This window comes from Pantoea vagans, from assembly GCF_004792415.1.
Taxonomy (GTDB): domain Bacteria; phylum Pseudomonadota; class Gammaproteobacteria; order Enterobacterales; family Enterobacteriaceae; genus Pantoea; species Pantoea vagans.
On the sequence record NZ_CP038855.1, the window covers coordinates 83,520 to 101,292 of the forward strand.

Sequence of the window (17,773 nt, forward strand, 5' to 3'; positions counted from 1 at the left end):
ATGCGCGATATCAAACCGATCAATATGCTGTCCGTGGTGATCCCGGTCTATAACGAGCAGGAGAGTTTGCCGGAGCTGCTGCAGCGCACCAGCGCCGCCTGCGACGCCATCAACCTTGAATATGAAATTCTGCTGGTGGATGACGGCAGCAGTGACCGCTCTGCCGAACTGATTGAACAGGCCGCCACCATTCCCGGCAGCCGGATAACCGGCGTGCTGCTCAACCGCAACTATGGTCAGCACTCCGCCATCATGGCCGGGTTCAGCCAGGTCCGTGGCGATCTGATTATTACCCTTGATGCCGATCTGCAGAACCCGCCGGAAGAGATCCCGCGGCTGGTCGAGGCTGCGCGTCAGGGGTATGACGTGGTGGGCACCGTCCGACAGCAGCGCCAGGACACCTGGTTCCGTCGCAAGGCCTCGCGCACGCTCAACCACCTGATTCAGCGGGTCACCGGCAAAGCGATGGGGGATTACGGCTGCATGCTGCGTGCTTATCGTCGCCACATCGTCGAGGCGATGCTCAACTGCCACGAACGCAGCACCTTTATTCCGATTCTGGCCAACACCTTTGCCCGTCACACCATCGAGCTGCCGGTGATCCACGCCGAACGGGCTTTTGGCGATTCGAAATACAGCTTTATGCGTCTGATCAATCTTATGTACGACCTGGTGACCTGCCTGACCACTACGCCGCTGCGACTGCTCAGCGTGGTCGGCAGCCTGATTGCGCTCTCCGGCTTTGCTTTCTCACTGGTGCTGATCGTACTGCGACTCTTCTTTGGTGCGGCCTGGGCGGGTGACGGCGTCTTCGTGTTATTCGCCGTGTTGTTCATGTTTATCGGCGCCCAGTTTGTGGGTATGGGACTGCTCGGGGAGTACATCGGGCGCATTTATAACGACGTTCGCGCGCGTCCGCGCTATTTCGTTCAACGCATTGTTCAGGCTCCTGAAGAGCCTTCAGTACAGGATACTCAATCATGAAGACCGTTGTTTTCGCCTATCACGACATGGGCTGTGTCGGCATCAATGCCCTGCTGAATGCAGGCTATGAGATCACCGCCATTTTCACGCACAACGACGTGGCGACCGAAAATAACTTTTTCGGCTCGGTAGCCCGCCTGGCGGCAGAGCACGGTATTCCGGTTTATGCACCGGACGAGGCGAATCATCCGATCTGGCTTGACCGCATCCGTACCATGGCACCAGAGATGATCTTCTCGTTCTACTATCGCCATCTGCTGAGCGATGAGATCCTGCAATGTGCTCAGAAGGGGGCCTTTAACCTGCATGGTTCCCTGCTGCCAAAATACCGCGGCCGGGCACCGCTGAACTGGGCGCTGGTCAATGGCGAGCGCGAAACGGGCGTCACGCTGCATCGCATGGTGAAACGCGCAGATGCCGGTAATATTCTGGCGCAGCAGAAAGTGGCCATTGACGATCAGGACAACGCGCTGACGCTGCATCGCAAGCTGACCCAGGCCGCAGAGCAGCTGCTGGGCGACGTATTGCCTCGCCTGCGTCAGGGGGAGGTCAGTGAGTGGCCACAGGATGAGAGCCAGGCAACCCGCGTGGGCGGTCGCACGGCCGAAGATGGCCGCATTGACTGGAATCAGCCTGCTGCGACGATTCACAATCTGGTCAGAGCGGTCACCGATCCCTGGCCTGGCGCATTCGCCTTTGCCGGTTCGGTTAAGTTTATCGTCTGGAAGAGCCGGGTTCATCCGCAGCAGCAGCAGGCCAAACCGGGTACGGTCATCTCTAAACAGCCGTTCCTGATCGCCTGCGGCGAAGGCGCACTGGAAATCCAGACCGGACAGTCTGAGCATGGCGTTTACATGAACGGCAGCCAGCTGGCGCAGAGCCTGGGCATGGTGCCTGGCGCATTGCTCTATTCAAAGCCGCAGTCGGTGGTGCAACGCCGTACCCGCGTGCTGATCCTCGGCGTTAACGGCTTTATCGGTAATCATCTCACCGAGCGCTTGTTACAGGATGAACATTTCGAAGTCTACGGCCTGGATATCAGTTCAGACGCTATCAGCCGCTTCCTGGAGCATCCGCGCTTCCATTTCGTTGAAGGGGATATCGCTATTCACTCCGAATGGATTGAGTATCACATCAAAAAATGTGACGTCATCCTGCCGCTGGTGGCGATTGCGACGCCGATTGAGTACACCCGCAACCCACTGCGCGTTTTTGAACTCGATTTCGAAGAGAACCTGAAAATCATTCGCGACTGCGTGAAGTATCAGAAGCGCATCATTTTCCCGTCTACCTCTGAGGTCTACGGCATGTGTACCGATGCCAGCTTCGATGAGGATTGCTCTAATCTGGTGGTCGGGCCGATTAACAAACAGCGCTGGATCTACTCCGTATCCAAACAGCTGCTGGACCGCGTGATCTGGGCATATGGCGAAAAAGAGGGGCTGCGTTTTACCCTGTTCCGTCCCTTCAACTGGATGGGACCGCGTCTGGATAACCTCAATGCGGCACGTATCGGTAGCTCCCGTGCGATCACTCAGCTGATCCTCAACCTGGTAGAAGGTTCGCCGATTAAGCTGATCGACGGCGGCAAACAGAAGCGCTGCTTTACCGATATTCAGGATGGCGTGGAAGCGCTGTTCCGCATTATCGAAAACAAGCAGCAGAATTGTGATGGTCAGATCATCAATATCGGTAACCCGGACAATGAAGCCAGTATCAAAGAGCTGGCCGAGCAGCTGCTGGAAAGCTTCGAACGCCATCCGCTGCGCAGCCAGTTCCCGCCGTTTGCCGGTTTCCGGGAAGTTGAGAGCAGCAGCTACTACGGCAAAGGCTATCAGGATGTGGAGCACCGCAAACCCGCTATCCGCAATGCGCGTCGTTTGCTGGGCTGGACGCCGACCGTCACGATGGATGTCACTATCGACAACACGCTCGACTTCTTCCTGCGCACCGTCGAGCAACAGGCTGATAAGTGATGAAGAAGATCGGTCTGCGGATTGACGTAGATACCTGGCGCGGCACGAAGCAGGGGGTGCCGACGCTGCTTGAGCTCTTCCGGCGTCATGCGGTGCGGGGCAGCTTTTTCTTCAGCGTGGGACCGGACAACATGGGCCGCCATCTCTGGCGGCTGGTGAAACCGGCATTTCTCATGAAGATGCTGCGCTCACGCGCGGCATCGCTCTATGGCTGGGACATTCTGCTCGCCGGCACGGCCTGGCCGGGAAAGCAGATGGGACGCGGCCTGCGGCAAATCATGCAGGACGCCACACGTCAGCATGAAGTTGGTCTGCACGCCTGGGACCACTTTGCCTGGCAAACCTGGGCGGGCGTCTGGCCGCAGGATAAGCTGGTGGAGCAGATAGCGCGCGGCACCGAAACGCTGAGTGAGATCCTCGGTCACCCGGTCAGCTGCTCGGCCGTTGCAGGCTGGCGCGCTGATGGCCGGGTGATCGCCGCCAAGCAGGACTTCGGCTTTCACTACAACAGCGACTGTCGCGGCAGTGGCCCGTTCCGGCCCCTGCTGCCGGATGGGCAGATCGGCACGGTGCAGATCCCGGTAACGCTGCCCACATGGGATGAAGTGGTTGGCCGCGAGGTCAGCGCAGAAGGGTATAACGACTACATTCTGGCGAAGATGCTCGCGTCTGAAGATGGGGCAGTTTACACCATACATGCCGAAGTCGAGGGGATCATCGGCTACCCGGACTTTGACCGGCTGCTGGATGCTGCAGAACGTAACGGCATCCAGTTCTGTCCGTTAGGCGAGCTGCTGCCCGACGATCTCAGCATGTTACCGGTAGGCAGGGTCGTCAGAGGCGAAATCCCCGGACGGGAAGGGTGGCTGGGTTGCCAGCAACTGACTGAAGAGGCGAACTAGTGCGGATACGTAACAACACGATTTGGGTGCTTTTTTTCAGCTTCTTTATTCTCTATTACCTTATCCCGCCCGTGTTCCGCGATCTCTGGCAACCGGATGAGACCCGCTATGCGGAGATCAGCCGGGAGATGCTGGCGACCGGTAACTGGATCACGCCGCACTTCTTTGGCCTGCGCTATTTTGAAAAACCGATTGCGGGTTACTGGATTAACGCGCTGGGTCAGTGGCTGTTTGGCCACAACAATTTTGGCGTGCGGGCGGGTTCGATATTCTCCACGGCGATCACCGCTGCACTAATCTTCTGGCTTGGCCGCCGGCTGTTTGGTTCGGCGCGTACCGCCGCGGTCGGCACCCTGATTTTCCTCAGTTCGCTGCTGGTCTACGGCGTGGGCACCTATGCGGTGCTCGATCCTATGCTGATGCTCTGGCTGGCGGCGGCGATGTGCAGCTTCTGGCTGGCAACAGAGGCCACCGGACGCGCTGGCCGCGTGGGCGGTTATCTGCTGCTGGGTCTCGCCTGCGGCATGGGGTTTATGACCAAAGGCTTTCTGGCACTGGCGGTTCCGGTGCTGACGATTCTGCCGTGGGCGATCTGGCGCAAGAGACTTCCGGAGCTGCTCTGCTTCGGGCCACTGGCGGTGCTTTCAGCCGCAGCGATCAGCGCGCCCTGGGCGCTGGCGATCTATCATCAGGCTCCCGATTTCTGGCACTACTTCTTCTGGGTTGAGCATATCCAGCGCTTTGCTGAAGAGAATGCACAGCACAAGGCACCGTTCTGGTATTACCTGCCGGTTCTGCTGCTGGGCACGCTGCCGTGGCTGGCGCTGTTACCGGGCGCGTTAATGACCGGCTGGCGCGAGCGTCAGCAGCATCCGGGCGCGCTCTATCTGCTGAGCTGGACGGTTATGCCGCTGCTGTTTTTCAGCCTGGCAAAGGGCAAGCTGCCGACCTATATCCTGCCCTGTTTTGTGCCGCTGTCGCTGCTGATGGCGCACTATGGGCTGAACGCCGCGCAGCGGGCAGGGCGCGCATTAACCGTTAATGGCTGGCTTAACCTGATTTTCGGCATTCTCACCCTGGCAACGGTGCTGCTGGTGCTGGCGCCCTGGAGCGTGACGCATCATCCGCTGTTCGCCACACACGAGATGCTGAAACTGGCACTGGGGGCACTGGCGTTTCTCATCTGGGGGCTGGTGGGCGCATACAGCTGCCGATCTTCACAGCGCCGCTGGCTGGCGGCCGCGCTTTGCCCGCTGGGCGTCGCACTGTTTATTGGCGCTGCTATCCCGGACAAAATCCGCGATGCTAAACAGCCGCAGCACTTTGTTGCCACGATCAGCGCGCGTCTGGCCTCCAGCCGCTTTATCCTGGCGGACAATCCCGGCGTGGCCTCTGCCGTCGCCTGGCATCTGCAGCGCAGCGATATTGGCTTCTACGACACCAAAGGCGAGCTGGAATATGGGCTGAGCTACCCGGATGCGCAGTCCCGCTTTGTCTCTCAGGCCGACTTCGGCAGCTGGCTTGCCGACCATCGCCGTACCGGAAGCGTGTCGCTGCTGTTGCTGGTCGACTCGGTGCACAGCGATATCGGGGAGGATGTGACAGTGCCCGATGCAGTCTATCGTCAGGGCAGGCTGGTCTGTCTTTACTACGGTCAGATGAAGTAATGCTGCTGCTGATTGTGCTGGTGAGTCTGCTCAGCTGCAGTGCGCAGCTGTGCCAGAAACAGGCAACGCACGCGGCATCGCGCCGAATCCGCTTAAGCTGGATTGGGGTTAGCGTGCTGCTGTTAGGCGTTGCGATGCTCCTCTGGCTGCTGGTGCTGCAGCGGGTGCCTGTCAGCCAGGCCTATCCGATGCTGAGCCTGAACTTCATTTTCGTTGCGCTGGCCGGACGCATTCTCTGGCGCGAACGGTTAACGCTGCGCCAGATTGCCGGCACGCTGCTGGTGGTGACGGGTGTGGCGCTGATGGCGAGTCAGCTATGAAAGGGTATGGATGGGTTGCCTGCAGCGTGCTGCTGGTTTCAGCGGCACAGCTGATGATGCGCTGGGCAATGCCGCGGCTGCCCGATGCCAGCAGCATTGTGTCTCTGCCAGCTGTTGCCATACTGCCCGCCTTGCTGCTGCTGGCCGGGCTGGGCGCGTATGGTGTCTCGATGCTTTGCTGGATACGGGCGCTGCACTATTTTCCGCTGAACCGGGTCTATCCGCTGCTCAGTCTGAGTTACGTGCTGGTCTGGATGGTGGCGGTCTGCGTGCCGGTATTTCATGAGGCGTTCAGCTGGCATAGCCTGGCGGGCGTGGCGATTATTGTTATCGGGCTGCTGTGCATCGTGGTTAAGCCCTGAACAACATTGTTAGCCTTTCCGCATCATAAATCCTGTTTATTACCGTTTTCGGACAAAAATTAATGTCGCCACAATAGCCATATTAGCGTTTTAGTGTTAAATATCCTTTTTGTTATCGTTTTCGGGCAACAGATAAAGGATTCACTATGCTGGTCGGCTTCAGCGCTCTGCGCGAACGTTATGCTATCAAACTGGCGCAGCCATTACGCGTTAAGTCAGCTATCGGAACGGTCCGCTCTCATCATGAGAGTCAGGGGCAGGTGGAAAATCATTATCCCCCTGGCTATCAGCCGGAAGATGATTTTGCCGGTCACTTTGCCTTTGGTCTTAAGTACGAAGAGGTTCACCTGGAGTTTTTTGCCCGCCTGTTTACCGCTGTCGGCCCGGAACCTCTGGAGGCGTGGTGCCGTCAGGAGCCGTTCGGACAGTATGCGCGACGGGCTGGCTTTTTCTATGAATGGCTGACCGGCAACACGCTGCAGGTACCGGATGTCACTAATGGTGGTTATATTGAGGCCATTTCATCCAAAGCCTGTCTGACCCGAACGACAGTTAAGCGCGTCAGACGCTGGCGCATCAATGATAACCTGCCAGGAACGGTGGATTTCTGCCCGATGGTGCGCAGGAACGCGGCCGTTGAGCAGGCGCTTACGTTCGATCTCAATGATGCCTTAAACGATCTGGATAACGCCTTTGGCGCAGACATCCTGATGCGCACTGCCAGCTGGCTGACATTTAAAGAGTCGCGCGCCAGTTTTCTGATTGAGAAAGAGTCGGATCAGGGCGACCGCATTCAGCGTTTTGCTCACGTGATTGCGCAGTATTGCGGACAGCTTGACGATCCGCTCAGTGATAGCAACCTGCATACCATACAGCAGGGCATTCTTGGCCAGGACGCACTGGGACTGGGCCTGCGCCGCTCACCGGTGTTTGTCGGGCAGTCGACAATGCGTGAAGACATCGTCCACTATATTGCACCACACTATGATGATGTTCCCCGCTTCATGCAGGGCCTGAAAGCCTTTGACCTGGCGACGCGGGGTGCCGCGCCACTGGCCCGTGCCGCGGTTATTGCGTTTGGCTTCGTCTATATCCACCCGATGCGTGATGGCAATGGCCGCATCCACCGGTTTTTAATCAATGACACGCTGATTCGTGACGGGGCGATACCTTATGGGGTCATCCTGCCGGTCTCAGCCACCATCACCAGCTCGATGGATTTTCGGGTCGGCTACGACCGCACGCTGGACGTATTCTCGAAACGGCTGATGCGGCGCTATGCGGGCTGCTATCGGTTTGGTGAGCTCAAAACCTATGAAGATGGCACGCTGAGCAACTTCAGTTTCAGCGACTATGAGGATGCCCGTTTCGCCTGGCGTTATCCCGACCTAACCGAGCATGTGCTTTATACCTGCAAAGTTATAGAGCACACCGTCCGAAAAGAGATGGCTGATGAAGCGCGCGTACTGGTGATATTTCAGCGTGCACAGCAGCGCCTGAAGGAAGTCGTTGAAATGCCCGATCAGGACGCGAGTCGCATTATTCGGTCGCTGAAGGAAAATGGCTGGCAGATCTCCGGCAAGCTTAAAAAAACGTTCCCGTTGCTGGACGATGCGACGCTGTCCGGGCGCATCGTGGAAGCGGTCAGATCGGCGTTTGAGACTCAGGCAGACTGACTCCCTGGGTTTCACCGGGAACCCGTGCGCACTATGCTCCGCAGAGCGGTTTGAGCTGTGCGGCCAGCGCCTGGATATCGCTGACAATCAAATCAGGTGCAGGTGCCAGCGGATAAGGTACCTGTCCCGGACGGCTGACAAAGGCGGTCTTCATCCCTGCACGTTTTGCGCCGCCCACATCCCAGCCATGCGCCGCTACCATCATGCACTCTGCGGCGGGTTTGCCCATCTCTTTCATTGCCCACTGATAGACTCTGAGATCGGGTTTATAGACCTGCATCTGTTCCACGCTAAGGATGCGGGTGAACAGCGGTGCCAGTCCGGCTGAGCTGAGTTGTTTTTCTGCCAGCGCGGCAGAGGAGTTGGTCAGCGCAACCAGCGTAAATCCCTGCTGCTTCAGGGCAGCCAGTCCTGCGGCAACGTCAGGATGAGCGGGCATGGCGGCGAGAATGTCAGCCAGCGGCGTCGCGTCAGCTGGCAGAGTGACGCCGTAACGCGCAGCGGTCATCTTCAGTACCGCTTCGGCAATATCACCAAAGCTGTGCCAGCTGCCGGTCACTGACTCGACCAGTGAATGATGCAACAGCGAGGTAAACCAGGCCTCGGCGCGTTCTGATTTGTTGCCAAGCCGCTGCGCGACAACCTGGTTCAGTTCTTTGGTGTCCAGGAGGGTTTCATTGACATCGAAAAACAGGGTGCCGCTACAGGGTTCGGGGTTATGAATGCGGGTCATGGGGGCCTCCGGCTGATGTATTGGGTGTGATTGTGAGGCTTTGTCAGACGCTGTCTGAAGGTAGGACACTGAGGAGGATTACTCAAGGTATGGAGGCATTGTCAGGTCTGGACTCAGGCTAAAAAGCAGACGGAATTCAGGTCAGGATTAAATGCGCATAATACTAGTTATGTTAAATTTATATAATTAATAATTATGAATCAATAGATTACAATCCAGACCTCCCCTTTCAATATTAAAAACTACTGCGGCAGCTTGAGAAACAATGTCCGTTCCTGGATTTGCGATGCCTTAAATCCATGGTGAAGATAAAAGCGTTTGGCTTCTTCAGTCAATGCATGAACCATCATCGCCCGGACTCCAATATTCTCAGCTACACGGCAGCAACGCAGAACTGCATCATGAAGTAAATCAGCCCCGAGCCCCGAGCCCCGGAATGAAACATCGACTGCCAGGCGAGCAAGTATGATTACGGGAATGGGATCGGGCATATTGCGCCTGAGGTTTCTCATCGCTTCCAGGTGGTTAACGCTGCCGGTGGCCAGAGAGTAAAAACCGGCAACTTGTTTTGTGTCTGTTTTACAAACAACGAACGTTCTGGCTGCACCGAGAGCCTGGCTATTTAAGCCTCTCTGTTTAAGCCAGTCATCAAGTACAGCCTCACCACTGATGAACTCAGCCAGTTGATGGGTACTGGATAACGGTTCTGGTGCTGCTACAGGTCCCACTGAGGTTTCCTCGCCAGGAGTTTATCAATGGCAGCAGCATCCGAAACGGGTGCATCAAGCATATCGATAAACTCGGCATACTGCTCATCGTTAAAATTAAATACCCGACGATCGAGGATCACATTCTCGGCAGCCTGGCATGCCACTTCCAGGATGAAGTCTGTGCGTGATTTATGGAGAATCTCTGCTGCAGCATCAATGAGTGCTCTTTGAGAATCCTTAGCTCTGAGGTTGAGCTGAACATCTGATTTCATGTGTATGCTCCTTGTATAGCAATTGCTTTACAAGCATAACATAAGCAATATGTATAGCAAATGCTATACAAAGTCACCGAAGGTTTCCTGCATGTTATTTATGGCCCGCTAACTAAGTTTCACCAGCCCAATCGTTTTCTCAATCACGATTAAAATCAGCACTGCGAAGATAATAAAGACCACCGAAATAGCATTCACTGTAGGATCAAAGGTCTGATCGACATAGTTAAAGACACGAACCGGTACGGTAATAGTGTCTGGTGCGCTGAGAAACAGGCTTACTGAGACTTCACCAAATGAGGTTACCGCTGCAAATACTGCACCGGCCAGAATACCGGGTTTTATCAGCGGCAGCGTCACGTGACGAAACGTATACCAACGCCCGGCGCCTAAACTCATCGATACCGCTTCGAGACGCTTATCCATCGCCGCCAGACTCACACTGACTGTGCGCACCACATAGGGCAGCGCCACCACGACATGGCCAATCACCAGCCCGCTAATCATTCCGGCGATGCCCGCCGCCGTCAGGAGATAGAGCATCGCAATACCCAGCACCACTTGCGGAATCATCAGCGGCGACAGAATAAAAGCCTGTAAGGCTTCGCGATAACGGAATTCCAGCCGTGCCAGCGACCAAGCGGCAAAGGTACCGAGCACCACTGTAAGGGGGGTGACGATTACCAGCAGTAAGGCGCTGATCCAAAGCGATGCGACCCAGCCGTCATCCTGCAGCAGCGCGCTAAACCAGTGCAGCGAAAATCCCTTCGGTGGAAACTGCGGATAAGGTTCCGGACTAAATGCCGAGAGCACAATCACCAGCACCGGCAGTGCTAAAAAGGCGTAAATTATAACACCCGCAAGTGTCACGCCGAACTGCGTCAGGCGCTGCGAAAGACTGTGATAGTTATCCATGATTTTTCTTCTCCCAGTGTTTCAGAAACATCCCCGCAATCCCTGCGACAACCAGGATCATCACCAGTAACGTCAATGAGAGTGCTGCCGCCAGCGGCAGATTGGCGATCTGCATTGCCTGCTGATAAATGGCAATCGGCAGCAACGGTTGTAAGCGCCCGCCAATCAGCAAAGGTGTGATGTAACTGCCTGCCGCGAGGGAAAATACAATAATGAAACCGGTTAGCATGCCGGGCAGCGTCAAAGGCAACACCACGCGGCGGAAGGTCATTGCAGGTGTGGCACCAAGACTCATCGCCGCCAGCCGCAGCGAAGGCGCGATTTCATTCAGCGAGGTAATCAGCGGCAGCACGGCAAACGGCAGCATCACCTGCACATAGGCGATGATCACCGCATTCATGTTCCATAACAGGCTGAGCGGCTGCGGAATCAGGCCGGTGAACAGCAGAAAGCCATTTATCAAACCGTTCTGGGCCAACAGCACAATCCACGCGAACGTGCGGATCACCACGCTGGTGAGCAAAGGTGAAATCAGGATGACATACAGCAGCGTGCGCCAGCCGCGCCGCTGCGTCGTCACCAGCAGCCACGCCGCCGGCCACGCCAGCAGCACCGTGATGGCGGCGGTCAGCAGCGACACCCACAGCGTTGTCCAGAGCGCATGCAGATATTGTGGCTCGGTAAATACCGTAATATATTGCGCCAGGCTGTAACCCGGTAGCGGATTGAGCAGGCCATCAACGTTGGTCAGGCTTTGGTCGAACAGCAGTAGCAGCGGCACCAGCAAAAACAGCATCAGAAACAGTAGCGATGGTGTCAGCAGCAGCCAGGGAAACAGATTACGCGTAGCGATCCTCATCAGACGTGCTCCTGCGCAGGCAGTACGATGACATCCGCAGCTTGCCAGTGCAGATAGCAGCGATCGCCTGGCGCGGGCAATTGTGAGAAGTGCACTTCTGCAGGCTGAACGCGGATCTCGCCGCCGCCCGGCAACTGACATATCAGGCGCAAGGTTGCACCGGCAAAACTTACCTCTTTCACGCTGGCGACGCTGCCGTTGCTGGCAAGGTGCTGCGGCTCGGTGGAGAACTGCACACGCTCAGGACGTAAAATCAGCAACGATGATTCACCTGCAGGTTGCGCTGCGGCCAGTTGCAGCGCTTCACCAGCGGCAACGAAGTGATCGCGTGCCTGATAAAGCCCATTCTGCGCAGAAACATGAAACAGATTGGCCTGTCCGACAAACTCGGCGACAAAACGATTCGCTGGCTGGCGATAGAGCGCCGCAGGTGTGCCAATCTGTTGCAGCTCGCCCTGCCCCAGAATGCCAATGCGATCCGATAGCGTGAGCGCCTCTTCCTGATCGTGCGTCACCAGCACCGTGGTGATGCCGACGCGTTGCTGCAGCGAACGCAGTTCATCCTGCATCTCCCTGCGCAGGCGCGCATCCAGATTCGACAGTGGTTCATCCAGCAACAAGACCTGCGGTTCAATCGCCAGCGCGCGGGCAATCGCCACGCGCTGTTGTTGTCCGCCGGAAAGCTGATGTGGCATGCGCTGCGCCAGTCCTTCCAGTCGTACCTGCTTCAGGACCTCAGTGACGCGACGCTGCTGCTCACTGCGCGACACTTTGCGCACCTGCAGCCCGAATGCGACGTTATCGCTCACGCTCAGATGCGGAAACAGCGCGTAGTTCTGAAGAACCATGCCGATATGGCGCTGATACGGCGGCAGAGGGGTGACATCCTTGCCGCCAATCAATACACGTCCATTATTGGGCGACAAAAATCCGGCGATGATATTCAGCAGCGTGGTTTTACCGCAGCCGCTCGGCCCAAGCAGGGAGAAAAACTCACCCTGCTCAATGGTAATGCTGACGTCAATAAGGGCGCGGTGGTTATCAAACTGCCGCGCTACGCCGTCGATGACGACTGAACTCATTTCGCACCGCCAAGGGCCTGGCTCCAGCGACGCGTCCAGTCCGCCAGCTGGGGCGTTGCGGTGCTGTAATCAATCCAGATCAGTTTGCTGTATGCCTCTTCGCCCACTTTCACCTGCTTTTTCAGGTTATCGCTGTACTGCACGTCTTTGTTGGTCATGCCATACAGTGATTTATCCGAGAAGGCTTTCTGCACTGCGGGTGCAGACAGGGCGTTCACCACTTTGTAGGCGTTGGCGAGGTTCGGTGCGCCTTTCGGAATGACCCAGTTCGCTGCGCCGACGACCGGGCCGTCGGACGGATAGACGAAATTAACTTTCATGCCTTGCTGTTTCAGCGCAAACACGCGGCCATCCCAGTACGGCACCACCCATGCATCGCCGCGCTCCAGCAGGGTTTGAATCGCGCCCGGGCTGTCAGGGAAAGCCACCGCGTTACCCCGTAGTTCCGCGAGTTTTGCGAAGGCTTTATCCACTGCGGCAGGCTGATTAAGCTCGCCACCTAACGCGTGCACTAAACCTGCGAAGAACTGTAAACCGGCGGCGTAAGTCGGCGATGAAATTGCCACGTGGCCTTTGTATTCCGGATTCCACAAGTCGAGCCAGCTTTTCGGCGGGGTTTTTACTAAATCGCTGCGATAAGCGAGTCCGAGCTGACCAAGGCTGAATGCGGCGGCGTAGGTTTGATTGTTGTAAACAAAGCGCGACTGCACGCTTTTATACAGATGGTTAAGGTTGGGAATATCTTTGACATCCAGCGGCTGTAGCAAGCCTGCCGCCTGCGCACGCTGCACGGTATCGGGCTGGAACACCACCACGTCATACGGCGAACGACGGCCTTTGGCAGCACGCAACTTTGCAAACCACTCGGCATCGGCGCCCGGCACCACGGTCAGCTTAAGGTGATTATCTTTGGCAAACTGCTCCAGACCGGACGCGCGGATATTTTTCTCCCAGTCACCGCCGTACACCCCGACGATCACCGAGTCGGTAGTTTCAGCCGCGCTCGCCGCACCGCTGATCAATATGCCCACGAGTGTAGTGAGCAGAATTTTTTTGTTAACTGACTGGCGCATGGCCCTCTCCTGGTATTGAGATAATTGACGCTGAAAGTTCACTTTCCAGCGCGCACAGCGCCTCAGCAAAGGCCTTGCGCGCAGTCGCTAACGCGGGAGAAGTTGAACGGGGAAAATCTGCTGGTAACTGCGCAAGCGCGGTGGCAAACACCACTGAGCGATATCGCAGGCGTTCGGCCTGACTGAGGGGATAAAGCAGCTGATTGAGCCGCGTCAACAAATCGCCATCGAATAGCGTCTGCCAGTTCACGCGCGCCGCACCGAATGAAGATGACACCTCACGCGGTTGGCTGCGTAAAGCGGCAGTAGCCGCCGCATCAATGCCCTGTTCGGTAAGCACCACACCGTAGTGCTGCGCCGCATCGGCCTGGCTGAGCAAGTCGTTATCGACATCCTTTTGTACTGCCAGCGCATCGCGCCTGAAAGGATCGCCCCAGCCGCCGCCGCCAGGCGTTTGCAGCAGCACTTCGTCACCGGCGTTGACGCGCAGCAAATCGATCTTGCCGAGCGCCTGACCGCCAGCGACATCAGGATTAAGCGTCAGCGTGGTGGATTGACCCGGCTGGCCACCCTGCACGCCCCACGGCTGGAACAGCATACGCTCCATGCCACGTGCCAGCAGCGTGCTGTCATTTTGCAAAATGCGCACGCAGATCTGCTGACCCATGCCGCCGCGCCATTGTCCTGCACCGGCAGAACCGGGTCGCAGCGCGTACTGGCGGATTTCGATATGTGTTTCCGCTTCCACCATCTCCACCGGATTATTTGCCAGATTCGAAATGCTGTTGTCGCGCCCATCGATGCCGTCGTGCCCCCGGCGTGCCCCGCCGCCACCGACCATCGGTTCAATTACCTGCACATTCTGCTCACGGCCATTGCGTGCCACTTCAGCGATCACCAGCGGAATAATGGTGCCGCCGCTGGCGGCGGGCATCACCTCCGGCAAAGGCTGTCCCAGCAAACCGTTAAGCAGATCGTTGACGCGTACCGCCGCCGCATGACGTACGCCAACGGCGGCCGGATAATGCGGATTGACCAGCGATCCAGCGGGCGCAAACAGCGTGACTGGCGCGAGTAGCCCGGCATTCAGTGGCACGCCTTTATCCAGCGTGCACACCAGCGCCAGAATGCGCAGCGTAAGCCACGCATGCGGATCGCCATGGCTGGGAATGTTGATCGCGGCCGCTACCTGCGCATCGCTGCCTGTGAAATCAAGATGCACGTTGCCGTCATTAAAGGTGGCGGTGATGGCGAGCCGTACCGGCAAGCCGCTGCCTGCGGCGTCATCAAGATAATCTTCAAACTGATATACGCCGTCGGGAATGCGGCGCAGCACCTGACGCGCGCGTAACGCCGAGTAAGCCTGCAAATCCTGCTGAGCCTGAACCACGTTCGTCACGCCATGCTGCACCACAATGCGGTTAAGACGATCGCGACCGGCATTAAGCGCAGCCAGCATTGCCTGAATATCGCCAGCAATCGCATCCGGCGTGCGGCTGTTAGCGGTGAGAATGTTCATCACATCGCGATTGAGTTCGCCCGCCCGCACCAGCTTTACGGGCGGAATTTGCAGCCCTTCCTGATAAATATCGCTATTGGTCGGCGAGATGCTGCTCGGTACGCGTCCGCCAACGTCGGAGGCGTGTAAAAAAGCCCAGCCCCACGCCACCAGTTCGCCGTTAATGAACCACGGCGCCAGCACCTGCAAATCCGGCAGATGCGTGGCCAGACCCCGCGAACGCCAGGGATCGTTGGTCAGAATCATATCGCCGGGCACGACCTCGCCGATGGCCTGAATCGCGGTTAGCGCATTCAGCCCGACAAAACCGGATACGCCAATGCCTTTCGGATAAGCAAAGAAGCGGCCCTGTAAATCGGCTACCGCGCAGCAAAAATCGGCGGTCTCCTTCACATAAAGTGTGCGTCCGGTGCGCTGCAGGATGTGGCACATCTCTTCGGTGAGCGCAGTGAGTTTTTGGTTGAGGATTTCGAGTGTAATGGCATCCAGCTTCATGATGCCTCCCCCGTGACGCGAGCGATCAGCAAATTGCCGCTATCATCGGTGCGTGCCGACCAGCCAGGTAAGATCAGCGTGGTGGTGTCGTCTTGTTCGATTACCGCCGGGCCGTGAATCTGGCTCTGTCTGCCGATGTTGAGACGCTGCCAGATAGGCGCATTCATCCAGGCGCCTCGCAGATACAATGGGCGCGAAAGTGGCTCGTTAATCTCAGCGCCTGCCTGAAACGGTTTGTCCGATTGACGCGGCAATGCGGCATTCAGCGACAGGCGCAGCGTGGTGAGTTCTGTAATCGCGTCGGGCGTGTTGAAGCCATAACGCTGCTGATGCAGCTGCTGAAATCGTTCCAGCAACTGCGGATGCGTGATGCTTTCCGGGCTGCCAAGGCTAACGCTGAGTTCGTACGCCTGTCCGGCATAGCGCATATCCGCTTCCACCCGATATCGGGCGCGCTCGCTAAGGCGGCTGGCCTGTTCGGCAAACCAGGTTTGCGCCAGCTGATGCAGCTCCGCAACGGTGGCGGCGATTTTGCCGTAGCTTTCCGTCGTGACATTAAGCCGCAGGCTACGTACAAAGTCGCGGCGGATATCGGCGCTTATCGCACCCTCAGCGCAGAACGTGCCGGGACGTAGCGGCACCAGAATACGATTGATGCCCGCCTCTTCGGCGAAGAAATTAGCGTGCGTAGGGCCCGCGCCGCCAAACGGAATCAACGTTAAGGGATCGGTGGTCAAACCGCGCTGCGCCAGCGCTTTGTTCAGTTCGGTCGCCATCTGCGCGGTCGCCACCGCGATAGCGCCGCTCGCCACCTGTTCAGCATCAAAACCTGACGTTTCGCCTAGTTTGCTGAGTGCGCGATGTGCGGCGGCATGATCCAGCGTGATGGTGCCCGCCAGCGCCGCGTCGGCAGATAAGATGCCGCTAACCAGATAGCAATCGGTAAGCGTGGGTTGCGTACCGCCGCGCTGATAGGCAACCGGGCCCGGATCCGCGCCCGCGCTTTCGGGGCCTACCTTGAGAATGCCGAAATCATCGACATGTACGATGGAACCGCCGCCAGCACCAATCGCTGAGACGCCCACCACCGGCAAAATCAGCGGCAGGCCGCCAATTTCGGTGCGGTTAACGCGTTCGATTTCACCCTGCTCCGACAGCGAGATGTCGCTGCTGGTGCCGCCCATATCAAAAGAGACAAAGCCTGTACCCGACGCCAGATGCGCCGCCGCAATCACGCCGGATGCCGGGCCGGAGAGCAGCGTGTCTACCGGACGCTGATGCGCGGCGTCCAGCGGTAGCACGCCGCCATTGGAAGCGGTGATGAGTAAGGGCACGTCAATCGCCTGCTGCGCCAGTAAATCGCTCAGCCGGTTAAAATAGCGTTGCATCAGCGGCTGAATATAGGCATTTAACCCGGCCACCAGCGTGCGTTCATATTCACGAATCTCCGGCCACAGTTGCGCCGAAGAGAGCACCGGCACATCCCCCAGCTTTGTGGCCAGCGCGTTCGCCAGTTCTGCTTCACGCGATGGATTGGCATAACCGTTAATGGTCAACAGCGCCACCGCGCTGACGTTAAGTTGCAAAATTCCGGGCGCCAGCTTTTCCAGCTCAGCATCGGTTGGCCACTGCGTCACTTCACCGGCGGGACTAAAACGCGCCGGGATCTCCAGCACGCGCTGACGCGGTAAAAAAGGCGGCTCGCGGTCGGCATGAAAATCAAAGGAGGACGGCATTCGTGCCCGCGCGATCTCCAGCACATCGCGGAAACCGCGACTAATCACCAGCGCAATGTCAGCGCCACGCCGCTGGATAATGGCGTTGAGGCCCAGTGTGGTGCCGTGCAGCACCAGTGACAGCGCGCTGGCGGGCAAACCGCTCTTTAGCAGCACGGCGCGCAGGCCGTCACTCACCGCCAGAGCGGGATCGGCGGGCGTGCTGGGCTGTTTATGGAAAAACCGTTGCTGGCGTTGCGGATCAAATAAAACAAAATCGGTAAAAGTGCCTCCGACATCCACGCCGACTGTCGCTCCGGCTGCGGGACTGTTATCCACCTTGATTCTCCTGCATTTACGGGTGACTTAGCGTTGTATGGCGTTAATCTCCGTTGCTTTGCCAGGCAATACGAGCAACAAAAATGACTAAGCATTGCTGGAATGCGCATAGAGTGGCGCTTAGCCGTCTGGTAGCAATGGTTCGCGCAAATGCGTCTAAGCCCGCGCGGTGAA

General features: G+C 57.5%; 16 protein-coding genes. 7 read left to right on the forward strand and 9 right to left on the reverse strand.

Translation table 11 applies throughout. From position 1 onward, the window contains the following. From arnC to EGO56_RS21875, 7 genes are all read left to right on the forward strand, one after another. Positions 1-984 carry an undecaprenyl-phosphate 4-deoxy-4-formamido-L-arabinose transferase gene (arnC, locus tag EGO56_RS21845; RefSeq protein WP_135911110.1) on the forward strand — a complete coding sequence of 328 codons (984 nt, stop codon included), beginning with the start codon at positions 1-3 and terminating at the stop codon, positions 982-984. After that, complete coding sequence (gene arnA, locus EGO56_RS21850; protein WP_135911111.1) at positions 981-2,960, forward strand: bifunctional UDP-4-amino-4-deoxy-L-arabinose formyltransferase/UDP-glucuronic acid oxidase ArnA; 1,980 nt, start codon at positions 981-983, stop codon at positions 2,958-2,960. The genes arnC and arnA overlap by 4 nt, the downstream gene beginning before the upstream one ends. Continuing rightward, positions 2,960-3,862, forward strand: coding sequence for a 4-deoxy-4-formamido-L-arabinose-phosphoundecaprenol deformylase (gene arnD, locus EGO56_RS21855; RefSeq protein WP_135911112.1), 903 nt, complete (start codon positions 2,960-2,962; stop codon positions 3,860-3,862). Before arnA ends, arnD begins: the two co-directional genes overlap by 1 nt. Next, a complete protein-coding gene (arnT, locus tag EGO56_RS21860; protein ID WP_135911113.1) occupies positions 3,862-5,529 on the forward strand; it encodes a lipid IV(A) 4-amino-4-deoxy-L-arabinosyltransferase in 1,668 nt (555 codons plus the stop codon). Before arnD ends, arnT begins: the two co-directional genes overlap by 1 nt. Further along, positions 5,529-5,849 (forward strand): 4-amino-4-deoxy-L-arabinose-phosphoundecaprenol flippase subunit ArnE, encoded by a 321-nt coding sequence (arnE, locus tag EGO56_RS21865; protein WP_110332374.1) that lies wholly within the window; start codon positions 5,529-5,531, stop codon positions 5,847-5,849. Before arnT ends, arnE begins: the two co-directional genes overlap by 1 nt. Next, the gene (gene arnF / locus EGO56_RS21870) at positions 5,846-6,211 is read left to right on the forward strand and encodes a 4-amino-4-deoxy-L-arabinose-phosphoundecaprenol flippase subunit ArnF (protein ID WP_135911114.1); all 366 of its coding nucleotides are present in this window, start codon (positions 5,846-5,848) and stop codon (positions 6,209-6,211) included. Before arnE ends, arnF begins: the two co-directional genes overlap by 4 nt. A gap of 146 nt (positions 6,212-6,357) precedes the next feature. Further along, the gene (locus tag EGO56_RS21875; protein ID WP_135911115.1) at positions 6,358-7,887 is read left to right on the forward strand and encodes a Fic family protein; all 1,530 of its coding nucleotides are present in this window, start codon (positions 6,358-6,360) and stop codon (positions 7,885-7,887) included. A gap of 31 nt (positions 7,888-7,918) precedes the next feature. On the opposite strand, the gene EGO56_RS21880 is transcribed toward EGO56_RS21875, so the two are convergent. The 9 genes from EGO56_RS21880 to EGO56_RS21920 form a co-directional block, all read right to left on the reverse strand. Then, entirely contained in the window at positions 7,919-8,620 is a 702-nt protein-coding gene (locus EGO56_RS21880) for a haloacid dehalogenase type II (RefSeq protein WP_135911116.1), read from the reverse strand. Positions 8,621-8,862: 242 nt separating this feature from the next. Next, a complete protein-coding gene (locus EGO56_RS21885) occupies positions 8,863-9,348 on the reverse strand; it encodes a GNAT family N-acetyltransferase (protein ID WP_135911117.1) in 486 nt (161 codons plus the stop codon). Then, positions 9,336-9,602: a type II toxin-antitoxin system TacA family antitoxin gene (locus tag EGO56_RS21890; protein ID WP_135911118.1), complete on the reverse strand. Its 267-nt coding sequence runs from the start codon at positions 9,600-9,602 to the stop codon at positions 9,336-9,338. The genes EGO56_RS21885 and EGO56_RS21890 overlap by 13 nt, the downstream gene beginning before the upstream one ends. 108 nt (positions 9,603-9,710) lie before the next feature. Further along, on the reverse strand, positions 9,711-10,517 hold the full coding sequence (locus EGO56_RS21895; RefSeq protein WP_135911119.1) for an ABC transporter permease: 807 nt from the start codon (positions 10,515-10,517) through the stop codon (positions 9,711-9,713). Continuing rightward, complete coding sequence (locus EGO56_RS21900) at positions 10,510-11,376, reverse strand: ABC transporter permease (protein WP_135911120.1); 867 nt, start codon at positions 11,374-11,376, stop codon at positions 10,510-10,512. The genes EGO56_RS21895 and EGO56_RS21900 overlap by 8 nt, the downstream gene beginning before the upstream one ends. Beyond that, positions 11,376-12,458 carry an ABC transporter ATP-binding protein gene (locus EGO56_RS21905; RefSeq protein WP_135911121.1) on the reverse strand — a complete coding sequence of 361 codons (1,083 nt, stop codon included), beginning with the start codon at positions 12,456-12,458 and terminating at the stop codon, positions 11,376-11,378. Before EGO56_RS21905 ends, EGO56_RS21900 begins: the two co-directional genes overlap by 1 nt. Further along, positions 12,455-13,531: an ABC transporter substrate-binding protein gene (locus tag EGO56_RS21910; RefSeq protein ID WP_135911122.1), complete on the reverse strand. Its 1,077-nt coding sequence runs from the start codon at positions 13,529-13,531 to the stop codon at positions 12,455-12,457. Before EGO56_RS21910 ends, EGO56_RS21905 begins: the two co-directional genes overlap by 4 nt. Further along, on the reverse strand, positions 13,515-15,545 hold the full coding sequence (locus EGO56_RS21915; RefSeq protein WP_135911123.1) for a hydantoinase B/oxoprolinase family protein: 2,031 nt from the start codon (positions 15,543-15,545) through the stop codon (positions 13,515-13,517). Before EGO56_RS21915 ends, EGO56_RS21910 begins: the two co-directional genes overlap by 17 nt. Then, positions 15,542-17,599 carry a hydantoinase/oxoprolinase family protein gene (locus tag EGO56_RS21920; protein ID WP_135911124.1) on the reverse strand — a complete coding sequence of 686 codons (2,058 nt, stop codon included), beginning with the start codon at positions 17,597-17,599 and terminating at the stop codon, positions 15,542-15,544. The genes EGO56_RS21915 and EGO56_RS21920 overlap by 4 nt, the downstream gene beginning before the upstream one ends. Between the last annotated feature and the right edge of the window lie 174 nt (positions 17,600-17,773).

Coding starts and splice junctions, on each gene's coding strand:
- arnC (WP_135911110.1), top strand. CDS start 1: ATGCGCGATATCAAACCGATCAATATGCTGTCCGTGGTGATCCCGGTC.
- arnA (WP_135911111.1), top strand. CDS start 981: ATGAAGACCGTTGTTTTCGCCTATCACGACATGGGCTGTGTCGGCATC.
- arnD (WP_135911112.1), top strand. CDS start 2,960: ATGAAGAAGATCGGTCTGCGGATTGACGTAGATACCTGGCGCGGCACG.
- arnE (WP_110332374.1), top strand. CDS start 5,529: ATGCTGCTGCTGATTGTGCTGGTGAGTCTGCTCAGCTGCAGTGCGCAG.
- arnF (WP_135911114.1), top strand. CDS start 5,846: ATGAAAGGGTATGGATGGGTTGCCTGCAGCGTGCTGCTGGTTTCAGCG.
- EGO56_RS21875 (WP_135911115.1), top strand. CDS start 6,358: ATGCTGGTCGGCTTCAGCGCTCTGCGCGAACGTTATGCTATCAAACTG.
- EGO56_RS21880 (WP_135911116.1), bottom strand. CDS start 8,620: ATGACCCGCATTCATAACCCCGAACCCTGTAGCGGCACCCTGTTTTTC.
- EGO56_RS21890 (WP_135911118.1), bottom strand. CDS start 9,602: ATGAAATCAGATGTTCAGCTCAACCTCAGAGCTAAGGATTCTCAAAGA.
- EGO56_RS21895 (WP_135911119.1), bottom strand. CDS start 10,517: ATGGATAACTATCACAGTCTTTCGCAGCGCCTGACGCAGTTCGGCGTG.
- EGO56_RS21900 (WP_135911120.1), bottom strand. CDS start 11,376: ATGAGGATCGCTACGCGTAATCTGTTTCCCTGGCTGCTGCTGACACCA.
- EGO56_RS21905 (WP_135911121.1), bottom strand. CDS start 12,458: ATGAGTTCAGTCGTCATCGACGGCGTAGCGCGGCAGTTTGATAACCAC.
- EGO56_RS21910 (WP_135911122.1), bottom strand. CDS start 13,531: ATGCGCCAGTCAGTTAACAAAAAAATTCTGCTCACTACACTCGTGGGC.
- EGO56_RS21915 (WP_135911123.1), bottom strand. CDS start 15,545: ATGAAGCTGGATGCCATTACACTCGAAATCCTCAACCAAAAACTCACT.